This window comes from Streptomyces sp. NPDC088794 (assembly GCF_044750545.1).
Classification (GTDB): domain Bacteria; phylum Actinomycetota; class Actinomycetes; order Streptomycetales; family Streptomycetaceae; genus Streptomyces.
In genome coordinates, this window is the sequence record NZ_JBIVKB010000007.1 from 344,244 (window position 1) to 359,308 (window position 15,065).

Consider the following 15,065-nt stretch of genomic DNA (forward strand, 5'->3'; position numbering starts at 1 on the left):
CGGGGCCGTGGGAACCGCCCGGACTACTTGCGGTTGTACAGCCGCATCGTGACCGGGCCGAAGACCAGCACGAACAGGCCCGCCCAGCCCAGCGACCAGGCGACCTCGTCGGCCGGCCAGTCGCCCGCCATCAGGCCGCGCACCGCCGACGAGAGGTGGGTGATCGGGCTGTTGTTGACGAAGGCCTGGAGCCAGCCGGGCATGGTGTGCGGGTCGACGAAGACGTTGGACAGGAAGGTCAGCGGGAAGATCACCATCATGCTGACGCCCATCACCGACTTCTCGGTGCGCAGCAGCAGTCCGAACATCGTCCAGATCCACGAGAACGCGAACGAGAAGACGACGAGCAGCGCGATCCCGGCGAGCACGCCGGCCACCCCGCCGTCCGCGCGGTAGCCGATGATCATGCCGACGGTGAGCATCACGACGGACGCGATCGTGTACCGCAGGGCGTCACCGAGCAGATAGCCGACCATCACCGCCGGCCGCCAGATCGGCAGCGTGCGGAAGCGGTCGAAGACGCCCTTCTCGATGTCGGTGTTGACCGAGATGCCCGTGTACATGGTGATCATCACGACCGACATCACCAGGATGCCCGGCAGCAGGAACTGGATGTACTCCGTCGGTGACCCGGCCAGGGCGCCCCCGAAGAGGTACGTGTACATCAGCACCAGCATGATCGGGAACGCGGTCACGTCGAAGAGCTGCTCCGGCACGTGCTTGATCTTGAGCATGGCCCGCCAGCCGAAGGTCAGCGAGGCGGACAGGGCGCTGGGCCTCGGCGGTCGCTCCCCGCCGATCAGCAGCGCCGCGAGGGACTCGGCGCTGACGGGGGCGAGGTCCTTGGTCTCGGTGCTCGTTGCGGTACTCATGCGACGGCCTCGCTCTTCCGGTTGCCCTGCTCTGCCTTGTCCGTGCCCTGCTCCGCCGAGTCCTGCGTGTCGTGTCCGGTGAGGGCGAGGAAGACCTCGTCCAGGCTGGGCTGGCCCAGCGAGAAGTTGTCCACGGTGATGCCCGCGCGGGCGAGTTCACCCAGCGCGCGGGCGGCCTGTTCGGCGGCCTTGTCGCTCGCCGCCGCGCCCACGCGGGCGGTCAGCGCGACCGGGTCCGGCTCCAGCTGCACCTGCGCGTCCAGCGTCCGCCGCAGCACCTCGGCCGCCTCGGGCCGCTGCCCCGCGTCCCGCAGCCGCAGGTGTACGGAACCGGCGCCGACGGACGCCTTGAGCTCGCCCTTCGTGCCCTCGGCGATCACCTTGCCGCGGTCGATGACGGCGATCCGGGACGCCAACTGGTCGGCCTCGTCCAGGTACTGCGTGGTCAGCAGCACCGTCGTGCCCTGCGCGACGACCGCGCGGACGATGTCCCAGACCTGGTTGCGGCTGCGCGGGTCGAGTCCGGTGGTCGGCTCGTCGAGGAAGAGCAGATCGGGGGTGTTGAGGATGGACGCGGCGATGTCGATACGGCGTCGCATGCCGCCGGAGTAGTGCTTGACCTGCTTGCCCGCCGCGTCCGTGAGCCCGAAGGCCTCCAGGAGCTGCGCCGAACGCTCCCGCGCGGCCTTCTTGGCCTGGCCGAGCAGGCGGCCCAGCAGGATCAGGTTCTCGGCGCCGGTGAGGTCCTCGTCCACCGACGCGTACTGGCCGGTGAGGCTGACGCGGGCGCGGACGTCGTCGGCCTCGCGCACGACGTCGTGGCCGAAGACGTGTGCCTGGCCGCCGTCCGGGCGCAGCAGCGTGGCCAGCATCTTGACGGTGGTGGTCTTGCCCGCGCCGTTCGGGCCGAGGAGGCCGTAGACCGTGCCGGTCGGGACGGCGAGGTCGACGCCGTCCACCGCCCTGGTGTCGCCGAACGTCTTCACCAGTCCCGCGGTCTCGATGGCCAGGCCGGTCGTGTGCTGGCTCATGGTGGGTTTTCCTTCCACGCACTTGGGTTCTGCATGGTGAGACCTTTACCTTCTCCGGAACTCATCGGTGATCGCACACTTTTTTCGGTACGGACCCGGCGGACGGGAGCGGCGCGGCAGCGAGGGGTAGCGTCCTTTACATGCATGCGATCACGATTCCCGAACCTGGTGGGCCCGAGGCGCTGGTGTGGGACGAGGTCCCCGATCCGGTGCCGGGCGAGGGCGAAGTGCTGGTCGAGGTGGTGGCCGGCGCCGTCAACCGCGCCGACATCCTGCAACGGCAGGGCTTCTACGACCCGCCACCCGGCGCCTCCCCCTACCTGGGCCTGGAGTGCTCCGGCCGGATCGCCGCGACCGGACCCGGCGTCACCGGCTGGGCGGTCGGCGACGAGGTGTGCGCGCTGCTCTCGGGCGGCGGATACGCCGAGAAGGTCGTCGTCCCGGCCGGCCAGCTGCTGCCCGTGCCCACCGGCGTCGACCTCAAGAGCGCGGCCGCCCTGCCCGAGGTGGTCTGCACGGTCTGGTCGAACGTCTTCATGGTCGCCCACCTGCGCCCCGGCGAGACGCTGCTGGTGCACGGCGGCTCCAGCGGCATCGGCACGATGGCGATCCAGCTGGCCAAGGCCGTCGGCGCGAAGGTCGCGGTGACGGCCGGTACGAAGGAGAAGCTCGACCGCTGTGCCGAGCTGGGCGCCGACATCCTGGTCAACTACCGCGAGCAGGACTTCGTCGAGGAGCTGAAGAAGGCCACCGACGGGGCGGGCGCCGACGTCATCCTCGACAACATGGGAGCCAAGTACCTCGACCGCAACGTCCAGGCCCTCGCCGTCAACGGGCGTCTCGCGATCATCGGCATGCAGGGCGGGCTCAAGGGCGAGCTGAACATCGCCGCGCTGCTCGGCAAGCGGGGCGCCATCAGCGCGACCTCGCTGCGCGCGCGTCCGCTCGCGGAGAAGGCGGCGATCGTCGCGGCCGTACGCGAACACGTCTGGCCGCTGCTCGCCGCCGGGCACGTGCGTCCGGTCGTCGACAGCGAGATCCCGATGGCGGATGCTGCCGCGGCTCACCGGGTCGTGGAGGAGAGCGGGCACGTGGGCAAGGTGCTGCTGGTGGTGCCTTGACGCCAGGGATGGGGTGATCGGGGATCGTGGGGCGGCTGCGGGCCGTGGGGGCTGGTCGCGCAGTTCCCCGCGCCCCTCAGGGCGTCCTGCTTGCGCGCGGTTTATCTGCGGCGTAGGCGTAGGCCCGCGAAGGCCAGGGCCAGGCCCGTGCCGATCAGGATCAGGCCGCTGCCCAGCGGCAGGATCCGCAGGACGGGTTCGGTGGGGGCCTCGGCGTGGGTGACGGGCCGATGCGCAGGCCGGCCGGCCGGGGTGACGGCGAACCCCGGCGTCCCGGAGGCTTGGGGAGACTCGGTGGCGTCGGGGGAGCTCTCGGCGTCCTCCTCCTCGACGTACCCCGCGTCCTCCTCTTCCCCGTCCGCGTTCTCGTCGGCCGGGGCCGACGTCTCCGCCCGCCCCGGCCGCTCCCGCCCCTCGCCCGCCACGCTTCCGGCGCGGGACGGTTCGGCGGGGCGGTCGGGAGGCTTGGGGGACGGGGAACCGGACGCCTTCGGGCCCGCCACGGCCGCGGGGGCCCCGGGAACGGGGGCGTGTGCCGGGGTCACTCCGGGAACTGGGGCGTGCGAAATGGTCCCCTCGGGGGCAGAGGCGCTCGGCAGGGTCACCCCGGGCGACGGCACCGCCCCATGAGACGGCACCGCCCCATGAGACGGCATCGCCCAGTGGGACGGCACCGCTCCGGAAGACGGCACAGCCGCCCCCCACCACAGGACGAGCACCCCCGTCCCCGTCCCCACCACCCGTCCCGTCGCGCGCAGCGTGCGCAGCCATGGAGTCACGTCTCCAGGCTCACACCGGCCCCGCGGTCCGGCATTCCGGATTGCGCCAGGGGGCCGAAGGGGCGCGGGACGGTTGCACAATCCAGGTATGTCGATACGCCACGGACTGCTCGCGCTGCTGGACCGCGGCCCCCGCTACGGCTCCCGGCTGCGCACCGAGTTCGAGGCGCGTACCGGCGGCACCTGGCCGTTAAACATCGGGCAGGTCTACACGACCCTCGGCCGCCTGGAGCGGGACGGGATGGTCGTCCAGGACGGGGCCGACGAGGCCGGCCGGGCGCTGTACGCGCTGACCGAGGCGGGCCGCACCGAGCTGCGGGCCTGGTTCGCGGGACCGGTGGAGCGGTCCGGGGCGCCCCGCGACGAACTGGCGATCAAGCTGGTCCTCGCGGTCGGCGCGCCCGGCGTGGACGTGCGCCGGGTCGTCGAGGCGCAGCGCCGGCACATCGCGGACGCGCTGCACGAGTACGTACGACAGCGCGCGCGGGCGTTGACCGGGGAGCCCGCCGAGCATCCGGACGAACTGGCCCGGCTGTTGGTCCTGGAGCAGCTGATCTGTCACGCGGAGGCGGAGATCCGCTGGCTGGACCACTGCGAGGCCCGGCTGTTGCGGATGGTCCGCGGCGGGCGGGCGCAGACGCCGCCACCTGATCGGCCGGAGTCGCCGCCCGCTTGATCGCCCGGACCGGAATTGCCGGGGCCGGAAACAGTGGATCACCCATCACCGGGGGTGCCACGGTGATGAAATGCACGGGTGCGAGAGAATGGCGGCATGGAGATGCCGAGGAACGAACGGTCGCCGGACAATCCGCAGATCCTGGTCGTGGGCCAGGACGGCATGGCGATTGGCGGCGGCGGAGACGAGGACTCCCGCGAGATTCCGGTGACGGAACAGGTAGAGCAGCCGGCCAAGGTGATGCGGATCGGCAGCATGATCAAGCAGCTTCTCGAGGAGGTGCGGGCGGCTCCCCTGGACGAGGCGAGCCGGGTGCGGCTCAAGGAGATCCACCGCAGCTCGGTGAAGGAGCTGGAGGACGGTCTCGCGCCGGAGCTGGTCGAGGAGCTTGAGCGGCTCTCCCTGCCCTTCCGGGACGAGGGAACCCCCAGCGACGCGGAACTGCGCATCGCGCAGGCCCAGTTGGTCGGCTGGCTGGAGGGACTCTTCCACGGGATCCAGACCACGCTGTTCGCCCAGCAGATGGCCGCGCGGGCCCAGTTGGAGCAGATGCGCCGCGCTCTTCCGCCGGGCGTCGGCGGTCAGGAAGCGGGCGAGGACGGTCACCCGGGCAGCCGGGTGGGCGGACCGTACCTGTAGACATCCGAACGTGCAGGGGCCCGGCAGCTGACCTGCCGGGCCCGTGCACGTTCGGTCAGGACGGCGGGTAGCCCGTCGAGACGCCCAGCTCGATCTCGGGCATCTTCTTGGGGTCGACGTCGGTGTCGGCGGACGGGAACTGGCTGATGACCGCGCCCTGTCCGTACGTGTTCTCCGGGACATCGCTGGTCTTCACCTCCCAGCCCGCCGCCTGGAGGCACTCCTTGACCGACTTGATGTACTTGAAGCGGAAGTCGGGCAGCCGGATCTTGCCGGGGTCGTTGTACGACTCCTGCGGCTCCGAGCACTCGGAGGAGTCGATCGTCTTCGACGTGTCCGGGCCGCGGTACTGCGAGGCGTCGCCGGTCGCCGACGCGCTCGCGCTGCTGTCGCCGCCCTTGCCCTCGTCGCCGCTGCCGCCGCCGTTGTTGAGCATCAGCGCCGCGACCAGACCGCCGACGGCGAGCACGGAGACGACGATCGCGCCGACGACCACCGGCCGGTTGCCCCTGCCGCCGCCCCCGGAGGGGGTCCCGGGCTGGGGCGAGAGGTTGTAGGGCGGCGGGGTCTGCGGCTGCTGCCCGTACCCGGCCGGCGTCTGGTAGCCGCTCTGCTGCGGGTAGCCGTACGCCGGAGCGGGCGTCGGTGTGCCGTACGGGTTCTGGTTGGGGGTCGGCTGGTACGGCGTGTGGACCGGGCCCGGGGGCGCCTGGCTCGCCTGGTCGACCGGCGGGAACACCGCGGAGCCGACGCCGGCGCCGCTCGGGGTGGGGGCGCCGGGGACGATGCTCGGCGGGGTGGCGTGGAAGGAGGCGGCCACGCGCAGGCACTCGTCGCGCATGGCGACGGCGCTCGGGAAGCGCTCGTTCGGGTTCTTCTTCAGCGCGCGGGCGATGAGCGCGTCCACCGCGGGCGGCAGCGCCCGGTTGACCGAAGTGGCGGCGACCGGCTCCTCCTGCACATGCGCGTACGCGATGGCCAGCGGCGAGTCCGCGTCGAACGGCAGCCGCCCGGTGACCAGTTGGAACAGCATGATGCCGACCGAGTAGAGGTCGGAGCGCGCGTCCACCCCGCGGCCCAGCGCCTGTTCGGGCGAGAGGTACTGCGGGGTGCCGACCACCATGCCGGTCTGCGTCATCGAGGTGACACCGGACTGCATGGCGCGCGCGATGCCGAAGTCCATCACCTTGACCACACCGCGCTTGGTCACCATCACGTTGCCCGGCTTGATGTCCCGGTGGACGAGACCCATCTCGTGGCTGATCTCCAGGGCCGCCAGGACGTCCGCGGTGACCTTGAGCGCCCGGTCGGCGGACATCGCGCCGAACCGCCGCACGTCCTCGTCGAGCACCGAGCCGAGCGGCCGGCCCTCGACGTACTCCATGACGATGTACGGCATCGTCGAGCCGTCCAGCTCGTCCTCGCCGGTGTCGAAGACCGAGACGATGTTGGTGTGCGTGAGCTTGGCCACGGCCTGGGCCTCGCGGCGGAAGCGCTCGCGGAAGGCCTGCTCGCGGCCCAGCTCGGTGTGGAGTGTCTTGATCGCGACCTGCCGGTCGAGCACGGCGTCGTACGCCAGGTGCACCGAGGCCATGCCGCCCTCACCGAGCAAGTCGCGCAGCTGATAGCGGCCGCCGGCCAGCGCTCGCCCCGCGTACCGGCCCTGTGCGCCGTCCTGGCTCATGTTCCGTGTCCCCCATCGGCCTTGAGAAGCCGGCCCACCGTCATTGATCTACTGACTCATTACCGGCCAAGTCTGCCGGAGGGCACTGACACGTCAAGTTCGGTGCCCGATCCGTGACCGTACGCGAAAGAAGCTGCGCGAGAGCGTTACAGAGGCTGTACGGGCGGTACACGCAAGTTGCACCACCGAACGGTTCGAGGGTTTGATGGCCGGTCCGTCCTGTGCGGTTCGCGGCACCCGTCCCGGACCGGAGGCTTGCGCCGAGCCTGTAGCGTGGCCGACGGAGACCGTGACAACACCGCGCGCACCGCGGGCAGAAACGACGGCGAGGACTGATGGCACAGCAGCACGCTCAGGGCCCGTCCGACCCCGAGACGGCTGGCGGCGGTATGTCGGACGCACCGGAGCTGTGGGGCAACGGCGGACTGGTCGGCGACGGCCGGTACCGGCTGACCCACAGACTGGGTCGGGGCGGTATGGCCGAGGTTTTCGCGGCCGAGGACGTACGGCTCGGGCGCACCGTCGCGGTCAAGCTGCTCCGTGCCGATCTCGCCGAGGACCCGACCTCCAAGGCCCGCTTCACCCGCGAGGCCCAGTCCGTGGCCGGCCTCAACCACCACGCGATCGTCGCCGTGTACGACTCCGGCGAGGACACCGTGACCACGGGCGGCTACGGCGCGGGCGCCGGCCAGTCGGTGCCGTACATCGTGATGGAGATCGTCGAGGGCCGCACCATCCGCGACCTCCTCCTCAACGCCGAGGCGCCCGGCCCCGAGCAGGCCCTGATCATCGTCTCCGGGGTCCTGGAGGCGCTCGCCTACTCGCACCAGCACGGCATCGTGCACCGTGACATCAAGCCGGCGAACGTGATCATCACGCACAACGGCGCCGTCAAGGTGATGGACTTCGGCATCGCCCGCGCGCTGCACGGCGCGTCCACGACGATGACGCAGACCGGCATGGTCATGGGCACCCCGCAGTACCTCTCGCCCGAGCAGGCGCTGGGCAAGGCGGTCGACCACCGCTCCGACCTGTACGCGACGGGCTGCCTCCTCTACGAACTCCTCGCGCTGCGGCCCCCGTTCACCGGCGAGACGCCCCTGTCGGTGGTCTACCAGCACGTCCAGGACATCCCGACCCCGCCGTCCGAGGTCTCCGACGCCTCGCCGCCGGAGCTCGACGGCCTGGTGATGCGCTCGCTCGCCAAGGAGCCCGACGACCGCTTCCAGACCGCCGAGGAGATGCGCGGGCTGGTCCAGTACGGGCTGCAGATGCTCTACGACCAGGGCGGCCACACCGGCACCTGGAACACCGGCCCGGTCGGCATGCACGACGGCCGCACCCCGGTGGCGGGCTACGGCACCACGTCGGTGCTGCCCTCCGGCGACTCCTCCGGTACGACCCAGATCCCGCAGCCGATCCTGCCCGGCGGCTACGGCAACGGGGACGACGGCGGTTTCGAGGGACACGGCAACCGGGGCGGCGGTCGCGGCAAGCTGTGGATCCTCGCCGTGCTCGCGGTGATCGCCATCGCGGCGGGCGTCGCGCTGGCGCTGAACAACACCGGGTCGGGCGACGGCGGTTCGAGCCCCTCGAAGTCGCCGTCCCAGTCGGCGACCACCGAGGACGACTCGGCCAGCGAGACGCCGAGCGACGACACCACCGACGAGCCGACGGACGAGCAGACCGACGACGGCAGCGGCACGAGCTCCGGTTCGAACTACACGCCGTCGTACACGCCCTCGTACACGCCGTCCCAGAGCGCCACGAACGAGCCGACCGACGAGCCCACGGACGAGCCGACCACCGAGGAGCCCACGGACGAGCCGAGCGTGACGCCGACCCAGCCGACGGGCGAACCGACGGACCCGGGCGCGGACGGTGGCACGGACGCCGGAGCTGTGAGCTCGGGCGTTCTCGGCTGACCGAGGATCGCGGCAGACCTGACACGCGCGCGTAGAGCCGGAAACGGCCTCTCCGCGCGCGTGCTGTTTTCCGGATGCCGCCCGCGCGGCGTCCGCGGGGACCCTTCGGCTACGACGCGAACGCCTCGCACACCGCGTCGTACTCGCGCGTCCACCACACGGCGAGCGCCGAGGCGGCCGGGAACTGGGGATCCGCGCGGGTGTCGCCGCGCTCGTAGTGCCAGCGCAGCATCCAGAAGTCGTTGAGGCGCTCCCACCACACGCGGTGCACGGCCGCCGCGAGCTGGGAGGGCGTGGCGCCGGCCGTGCGCCGGTACGCGTGCGCGTACGCCCGTACCTTCGGCAGGTCCAGCGTGCCCGCGGGGCGTACGAAGAAGATCGCGGCGGCGCGTACGGCCTCCTCCGCGCGCGGGCGCAGGCCGAGCCGGTCCCAGTCGACGATGGCGGCGGGCGCGTCGCCCTTGTAGAGCAGGTTGAACGGGTGGAAGTCGCCGTGCACCCAGCCGACGCAGGCGCCGTGCGGGGGGCGCCGGTCGGCGTGCTGCTCCAGGAGCGCCCGGCGTTCCAGGAGGCGGTGGCGGGCCAGTTCGTCGAAGGAGTCCGCCGGGTGGTGGCGCCGTACCCGCGTGAGCAGGTCGTCGATCAGGGTGAACGTGTCCTGGGGGTCGGCGCTGTCGGCCGGCTCGTCGCACGCGCGCGTGGGGCGCGGCATGACGCGCTCCAGGCTCGCGTGCACCACGCCGAGCAGCGCGCCGAGGCGCTCGCACTGGGTGGTGGTGAGCTGGCCGCCGTCGCGGTGCCGCCCCTCGACCCAGGGGTGCAGGGCGTAGGCGTGCCCGCCGACGACGGCGACCGTCCGTCCGTCCCGGCCGGTCAGCGGTGGGGCCACCGGGACGCCCAGGGCGGCCAGGCGCTGGGTGGCGCGGTGCTGGCGGGCGATGGCGACCGGGTCGGCGGTCTCGGGGTCGAAGTGGTGCTTGAGGAAGTAGCGACCGCGGGTCGTGCGCAGCCGGTAGCCGCGGTTGAGCAGGCCCTGTTCGACGGGCTCGCAGGTGACGGCGGAACCGGCGGCGTACTGGCGCAGCAAGGGCTCCAGCGGGGGCGCGTGAGGCAATGGGGGTGGTAACGGGGAGCGCGGCACGCGCCAGATGCTAGGGCACGAGCCGGTGCCTTGACCTGGGCTTTGTCACAGTCAGTCGCATTCGGTCACAGTGTGTGCCCGAAGTGGCGTTCCAGGCCGCCGTCCGTCGAGTGCACGGTCCCGAACTGTGGCTCGACGCTCAGATAGACGGGCTCGTACGGCTCGCCGTCCATCAGGCGGGGCGCCGGGCCGAACCGCTCGGTCTCGGCGGCGGTCGGTTCGTACGCCGTGCACGCGCCCACCACCTGCACGGTCCACAGGCTCTCGCCCGGCCGCGCGAACCCCAGGTTGTCCGAGCCGTACGCCACCACCGTGCCGACGCAGGCCCTGTCGTAGCCGCAGCTCCTGGGCAGCCGCAGTAGCACCCGGCCGTCCTCGACGATGTGCCGGGCGAAGGCGAGGAAGGGCAGGGCGCGCACGCTGGTGGCGATCCGGCCGTGGTCGGTGCGGGCGAGCAGCTCGACGGCGAGCCGGTCGGTGGTGCGCACGTCGGAAGGCGTCTCGGAGGGCGCGTCGGAGAGCATGCGTTCACTGTGGCGGTGCGGAAAGCGAGATAACAGGGACATAAGTCCCGTATGTCACTCCGTCAATGTCTCTCCGTCTGGAGGCGTGCCACGTACGCGGCTGCCTGGGAGCGCCGCTGCATGCCGAGTTTGGAGAGCAGACTCGACACGTAGTTCTTGATCGTCTTCTCGGCGAGGTGCAGCTGCTCGCCGATCTGGCGGTTGGTGAGGCCCTCGCCGATGAGGTCCAGGATGCGGCGCTCCTGGACGGTGAGGTTCGCGAGCCGTTCGTCGCCCCGCGCGGTGCCGCCGTCGCGCAGCCGCTCCAGCACGCGCGCGGTGGCGACCGGGTCGAGCAGGGAGCGGCCGGCCGCGACGTCCCGGACGGCGGTCAGCAGCTCGGTGCCGCGGATGGCCTTGAGGACGTATCCGGAGGCGCCCGCCATGATCGCGTCGAAGAGGGCCTCGTCGTCCGCGAACGACGTCAGCATCAGACAGCGCACCGACTCGTCCTGAGAGCGGATCTCCCGGCACACCTCGACGCCGCTGCCGTCCGGCAGCCGTACGTCGAGCACCGCCACGTCGGGCCGGGTGGCCGGAATGCGTACCAGCGCGTCGGCCGCCGTGGCCGCCTCGCCGACCACCTCGATGTCGTCCTCGACCGACAGGAGCTCGTGGACACCGCGCCGGACCACCTCGTGGTCGTCGAGCAGGAATACCCGGATTTTTCCCTCTTCGCGCACAAACGCAGTCTCACACAGGGCCTGAAGTCCCGCCCATGGGGAACTCTTCCCGTGACCTGGGTCACCGGGATAACGTGCCGTTGTTCCGGCCCCCTGCAAGGCTGTGACCAGGAAGAGTTCCCGACTTTCGCGATTTACTTGGATATCCAAGCAAAATCGCAGGTCAGGAGGGGTTTCACAGAAATGTGGAGCACTGGGTAACGTGCCTTCTGCAGGGCGCTCGCCGGGGCACCTGTCACGCCTGTTCCCCAGAAGGCCGCACCCACCCCGTGCGTCCGTGGGACACAGGTGAGCCGCACTGGCGCCCGGCGAACCCGGGTAGCCGGACCGACGGAGGAGCACACGTGACCGTGGAGAGCACTGCCGCGCGCAAACCGCGACGCAGCGCCGGAGCCAACAGCACGGCCGGCAAGCGAACGACCGCAAAGAACGCGCCGAACGCCGAGCCGGAACTCGTCCAGCTGCTGACGCCCGAGGGCGAGCGCGTCAAGAACCCCGAGTACGACAAGTACGTCACCGGCGTCACCCCCGAGAACCTGCGCGGCCTGTACCGCGACATGGTGCTCACCCGCCGCTTCGACGCCGAGGCGACCGCCCTGCAACGCCAGGGCGAGCTGGGCCTGTGGGCCTCGCTGCTGGGCCAGGAGGCCGCCCAGATCGGCTCGGGCCGGGCGCTGCGCGACGACGACTACGTCTTCCCGACCTACCGCGAGCACGGCGTCGCCTGGTGCCGCGGGGTCGACCCGACCAACCTGCTGGGCATGTTCCGCGGTGTGAACAACGGCGGCTGGGACCCCAACAGCAACAACTTCCACCTCTACACGATCGTCATCGGCTCCCAGACGCTGCACGCCACCGGCTACGCGATGGGCGTCACCAAGGACGGCGCCGACAGCGCGGTCATCGCCTACTTCGGCGACGGTGCCTCCAGCCAGGGCGATGTCGCGGAGTCGTTCACGTTCTCTGCGGTCTACAACGCGCCGGTGGTGTTCTTCTGCCAGAACAACCAGTGGGCGATCTCCGAGCCGACCGAGAAGCAGACCCGCGTCCCGCTCTACCAGCGCGCCCAGGGCTTCGGCTTCCCGGGCGTGCGGGTCGACGGCAACGACGTGCTGGCCTGTCTCGCGGTCACCCGGTGGGCGCTGGAGCGGGCCCGCCGCGGCGAGGGACCGACGCTCGTGGAGGCGTACACCTACCGCATGGGCGCGCACACCACCTCCGACGACCCGACGAAGTACCGGGCCGACGAGGAGCGCGAGGCGTGGGAGGCCAAGGACCCGATCCTGCGCCTTCGCCGGTACCTGGAGGTCTCAAACCACGCGGACGAGGGATTCTTCGCGGAACTGGAGACCGAGAGCGAGACGTTGGGAAAGCGAGTGCGCGAGGCGGTCCGTGCCATGCCGGACCCGGACCACTTCGCCATCTTCGAGAACGTGTACGCGGACGGGCACGCGCTCGTCGACGAGGAGCGAGCCCAGTTCGCCGCCTACCAGGCGTCGTTCGCGGACGCGGAAGGGGGCAAGTGACATGGCGACGGAATCCGTGACGGCCAAGAACATGGCGCTGGCCAAGGCGATCAACGAATCGCTGCGCCGCGCCCTGGAGACCGACCCCAAGGTCCTGATCATGGGCGAGGACGTCGGCAAGCTCGGCGGCGTCTTCCGGGTGACCGACGGTCTGCAGAAGGACTTCGGCGAGAGCCGCGTCATCGACACCCCGCTCGCCGAGTCCGGCATCGTCGGCACGGCGATCGGCCTCGCGCTGCGCGGCTACCGCCCGGTGGTGGAGATCCAGTTCGACGGCTTCGTCTTCCCGGCCTACGACCAGATCGTCACCCAGCTCGCCAAGATGCACGCCCGCTCGCTGGGCAAGGTCAAGATGCCGGTCGTCGTGCGCATCCCCTACGGCGGCGGCATCGGCGCGGTGGAGCACCACTCCGAGTCCCCGGAGTCGCTCTTCGCGCACGTGTCGGGCCTGAAGGTGGTCTCGCCGTCGAACGCGTCGGACGCGTACTGGATGATGCAGCAGGCCATCCAGAGCGACGACCCGGTGATCTTCTTCGAACCCAAGCGGCGCTACTGGGACAAGGGCGAGGTCGACCCCGAGGCCATCCCCGGCCCGCTGCACAAGGCGCGGGTCGTGCGCACCGGCACGGACCTCACGCTGGCCGCCTACGGCCCGATGGTGAAGCTCTGCCAGGAGGTCGCCGACGCGGCCGCCGAGGAGGGCAGGTCCCTGGAGATCCTCGACCTGCGCTCCATCTCCCCGCTGGACTTCGACTCCATCCAGACGTCGGTGGAGAAGACCCGCCGCCTGGTCGTGGTCCACGAGGCGCCGGTGTTCTTCGGCTCCGGCGCGGAGATCGCCGCGCGCATCACGGAGCGCTGCTTCTACCACCTGGAGGCACCGGTCCTCAGGGTCGGCGGCTACCACGCCCCGTACCCGCCGGCCCGCCTGGAGGAGGAGTACCTGCCGGGCCTGGACCGGGTGCTCGACGCCGTCGACCGCGCCCTGGCGTACTGAGGAGAGGGTCGTGACGACGATGACGGACACGTCAGTACGCGAGTTCAAGATGCCGGACGTGGGTGAGGGGCTCACCGAGGCGGAGATCCTCAAGTGGTACGTCCAGCCCGGCGACACGGTCACCGACGGGCAGGTGGTCTGCGAGGTCGAGACGGCCAAGGCCGCGGTGGAACTGCCCATCCCGTACGACGGGGTGGTGCGCGAGCTGCGCTTCCCCGAGGGCACGACGGTCGACGTGGGCACGTCGATCATCTCGGTGGACGTGTCGGGAGGCGGGGCGGCTCCCGCGGAGGCTCCGGCCGCGGCCCCGGTCGAGGCTCCCCCCGCCGAGACGGAGGAGGCGAAGCCGGCGGCCCGCACGCCGGTGCTGGTGGGCTACGGCGTCTCGACGTCCTCGACGAAGAGGCGCCCGCGCAAGGGCTCGGAGGCCACGGCCGCGGAGACCACGGTCCCGGAGGCCGCTCAGGCGATCCAGTCCGAGCTGAACGGGCACGCGGGGACCACCACGGTCGAGGTGGGCCGCCCGCTGGCCAAACCGCCGGTGCGCAAGCTGGCCAAGGACCTCGGCGTCGACCTGAACACGGTGACCCCGTCGGGCCCGGACGGCGTCATCACGCGCGAGGACGTGCACGCGGCGGTGGCCCCGGCGCCCGCGCCCGTGGCGGCCCCGGCGCCCGTGGCGGCTCCCGTTTCGGTGCCGACGTACGACACGGCCCGTGAGACCCGGGTCCCGGTCAAGGGCGTCCGCAAGGCGACGGCGGCGGCGATGGTGGGCTCCGCCTTCACCGCGCCGCATGTCACGGAGTTCGTGACGATCGACGTGACGCGGACGATGAGGCTGGTCGAGGAGCTGAAGCAGGACAAGGACATGGCGGGCCTGCGGGTCAATCCGCTCCTGCTGATCGCCAAGGCCCTGCTGGTCGCCATCAAGCGCAACCCGGACGTCAACGCGTCCTGGGACGAGGCGAACCAGGAGATCGTGCTCAAGCACTACGTCAACCTGGGCATCGCGGCGGCGACCCCGCGCGGCCTGATCGTCCCGAACATCAAGGACGCCCAGGCCAAGACGCTCCCGCAACTGGCGCAGTCGCTGGGTGAGTTGGTGTCGACGGCGAGGGAGGGCAAGACGTCCCCCGCCGCCATGCAGGCCGGCACGGTCACCATCACCAACGTCGGCGTCTTCGGCGTCGACACCGGCACGCCGATCCTCAACCCCGGCGAGTCCGCGATCCTCGCGGTCGGCGCGATCAAGCTCCAGCCGTGGGTCCACAAGGGCAAGGTGAAGCCCCGCCAGGTGACGACCCTGGCCCTGAGCTTCGACCACCGCCTGGTGGACGGGGAGTTGGGTTCCAAGGTGCTCGCGGACGTGGCGGCGATCCTGGAACAGCCGAAGCGGCTGATCACCTGGGCGTGACGTCCACGTCGGCG

At 71.2% G+C, this 15,065-nt stretch carries 14 protein-coding genes; 7 read left to right on the forward strand and 7 right to left on the reverse strand.

Features of this window, described 5'->3' with window-relative positions:
• Window positions 1–23 precede the first annotated feature (23 nt).
• A complete protein-coding gene (locus ACIP6U_RS22270) occupies window positions 24–872 on the reverse strand; it encodes an ABC transporter permease (protein ID WP_401720381.1) in 849 nt (282 codons plus the stop codon).
• Entirely contained in the window at window positions 869–1,903 is a 1,035-nt protein-coding gene (locus ACIP6U_RS22275) for an ATP-binding cassette domain-containing protein (RefSeq protein WP_401720384.1), read from the reverse strand. The genes ACIP6U_RS22270 and ACIP6U_RS22275 overlap by 4 nt, the downstream gene beginning before the upstream one ends.
• Before the next feature lie 140 nt (window positions 1,904–2,043).
• Between ACIP6U_RS22275 and ACIP6U_RS22280 the strand changes: the two genes are divergently transcribed.
• The gene (locus tag ACIP6U_RS22280; protein WP_401720387.1) at window positions 2,044–3,024 is read left to right on the forward strand and encodes an NAD(P)H-quinone oxidoreductase; all 981 of its coding nucleotides are present in this window, start codon (window positions 2,044–2,046) and stop codon (window positions 3,022–3,024) included.
• 101 nt (window positions 3,025–3,125) lie between these two features.
• Here ACIP6U_RS22280 and ACIP6U_RS22285 read toward each other — a convergent pair whose 3' ends face one another.
• Entirely contained in the window at window positions 3,126–3,569 is a 444-nt protein-coding gene (locus tag ACIP6U_RS22285; RefSeq protein WP_401720390.1) for a hypothetical protein, read from the reverse strand.
• A 322-nt stretch (window positions 3,570–3,891) separates the two neighbouring features.
• On the opposite strand from ACIP6U_RS22285, the gene ACIP6U_RS22290 reads away from it, so the two are divergent.
• Both ACIP6U_RS22290 and ACIP6U_RS22295 read left to right on the forward strand, forming a co-directional pair.
• Window positions 3,892–4,479, forward strand: coding sequence for a PadR family transcriptional regulator (locus ACIP6U_RS22290; protein WP_401720393.1), 588 nt, complete (start codon window positions 3,892–3,894; stop codon window positions 4,477–4,479).
• Window positions 4,480–4,575: 96 nt separating this feature from the next.
• The gene (locus ACIP6U_RS22295) at window positions 4,576–5,118 is read left to right on the forward strand and encodes a bacterial proteasome activator family protein (protein ID WP_280875995.1); all 543 of its coding nucleotides are present in this window, start codon (window positions 4,576–4,578) and stop codon (window positions 5,116–5,118) included.
• A 55-nt stretch (window positions 5,119–5,173) separates the two neighbouring features.
• On the opposite strand, the gene ACIP6U_RS22300 is transcribed toward ACIP6U_RS22295, so the two are convergent.
• On the reverse strand, window positions 5,174–6,802 hold the full coding sequence (locus ACIP6U_RS22300) for a protein kinase (RefSeq protein WP_401720396.1): 1,629 nt from the start codon (window positions 6,800–6,802) through the stop codon (window positions 5,174–5,176).
• Between the two features lie 332 nt (window positions 6,803–7,134).
• Here ACIP6U_RS22300 and ACIP6U_RS22305 point away from each other — a divergent pair, with 332 nt between their 5' ends.
• Window positions 7,135–8,727: a protein kinase gene (locus ACIP6U_RS22305; protein WP_401720613.1), complete on the forward strand. Its 1,593-nt coding sequence runs from the start codon at window positions 7,135–7,137 to the stop codon at window positions 8,725–8,727.
• 109 nt (window positions 8,728–8,836) lie between these two features.
• Here ACIP6U_RS22305 and ACIP6U_RS22310 read toward each other — a convergent pair whose 3' ends face one another.
• The 3 genes from ACIP6U_RS22310 to ACIP6U_RS22320 all read right to left on the reverse strand — a co-directional run bounded on the left by ACIP6U_RS22310 (window position 8,837) and on the right by ACIP6U_RS22320 (window position 11,114).
• Window positions 8,837–9,841, reverse strand: coding sequence for a phosphotransferase (locus ACIP6U_RS22310; RefSeq protein ID WP_401720399.1), 1,005 nt, complete (start codon window positions 9,839–9,841; stop codon window positions 8,837–8,839).
• Window positions 9,842–9,933: 92 nt separating this feature from the next.
• A complete protein-coding gene (locus tag ACIP6U_RS22315) occupies window positions 9,934–10,392 on the reverse strand; it encodes a pyridoxamine 5'-phosphate oxidase family protein (RefSeq protein WP_401720402.1) in 459 nt (152 codons plus the stop codon).
• 62 nt (window positions 10,393–10,454) lie between these two features.
• The gene (locus ACIP6U_RS22320) at window positions 10,455–11,114 is read right to left on the reverse strand and encodes a response regulator (RefSeq protein WP_401720405.1); all 660 of its coding nucleotides are present in this window, start codon (window positions 11,112–11,114) and stop codon (window positions 10,455–10,457) included.
• 344 nt (window positions 11,115–11,458) lie between these two features.
• On the opposite strand from ACIP6U_RS22320, the gene pdhA reads away from it, so the two are divergent.
• From pdhA to ACIP6U_RS22335, 3 genes are read left to right on the forward strand one after another with little or no spacing between them, the layout of a single operon-like run.
• The gene (pdhA, locus tag ACIP6U_RS22325; RefSeq protein WP_401720408.1) at window positions 11,459–12,640 is read left to right on the forward strand and encodes a pyruvate dehydrogenase (acetyl-transferring) E1 component subunit alpha; all 1,182 of its coding nucleotides are present in this window, start codon (window positions 11,459–11,461) and stop codon (window positions 12,638–12,640) included.
• A gap of 1 nt (window position 12,641) precedes the next feature.
• On the forward strand, window positions 12,642–13,637 hold the full coding sequence (locus ACIP6U_RS22330) for an alpha-ketoacid dehydrogenase subunit beta (RefSeq protein WP_401720411.1): 996 nt from the start codon (window positions 12,642–12,644) through the stop codon (window positions 13,635–13,637).
• Window positions 13,638–13,647: 10 nt separating this feature from the next.
• Window positions 13,648–15,051, forward strand: coding sequence for a dihydrolipoamide acetyltransferase family protein (locus tag ACIP6U_RS22335; protein WP_401720413.1), 1,404 nt, complete (start codon window positions 13,648–13,650; stop codon window positions 15,049–15,051).
• Window positions 15,052–15,065 lie beyond the last annotated feature (14 nt).

Excerpts from the sequence above, each read along its gene's own strand:
- ACIP6U_RS22275 (WP_401720384.1), bottom strand. The coding sequence starts at position 1,903 with ATGAGCCAGCACACGACCGGCCTGGCCATCGAGACCGCGGGACTGGTG.
- ACIP6U_RS22280 (WP_401720387.1), top strand. The coding sequence starts at position 2,044 with ATGCATGCGATCACGATTCCCGAACCTGGTGGGCCCGAGGCGCTGGTG.
- ACIP6U_RS22300 (WP_401720396.1), bottom strand. The coding sequence starts at position 6,802 with ATGAGCCAGGACGGCGCACAGGGCCGGTACGCGGGGCGAGCGCTGGCC.
- ACIP6U_RS22270 (WP_401720381.1), bottom strand. The coding sequence starts at position 872 with ATGAGTACCGCAACGAGCACCGAGACCAAGGACCTCGCCCCCGTCAGC.
- ACIP6U_RS22330 (WP_401720411.1), top strand. The coding sequence starts at position 12,642 with ATGGCGACGGAATCCGTGACGGCCAAGAACATGGCGCTGGCCAAGGCG.
- ACIP6U_RS22315 (WP_401720402.1), bottom strand. The coding sequence starts at position 10,392 with ATGCTCTCCGACGCGCCCTCCGAGACGCCTTCCGACGTGCGCACCACC.
- ACIP6U_RS22290 (WP_401720393.1), top strand. The coding sequence starts at position 3,892 with ATGTCGATACGCCACGGACTGCTCGCGCTGCTGGACCGCGGCCCCCGC.
- ACIP6U_RS22295 (WP_280875995.1), top strand. The coding sequence starts at position 4,576 with ATGGAGATGCCGAGGAACGAACGGTCGCCGGACAATCCGCAGATCCTG.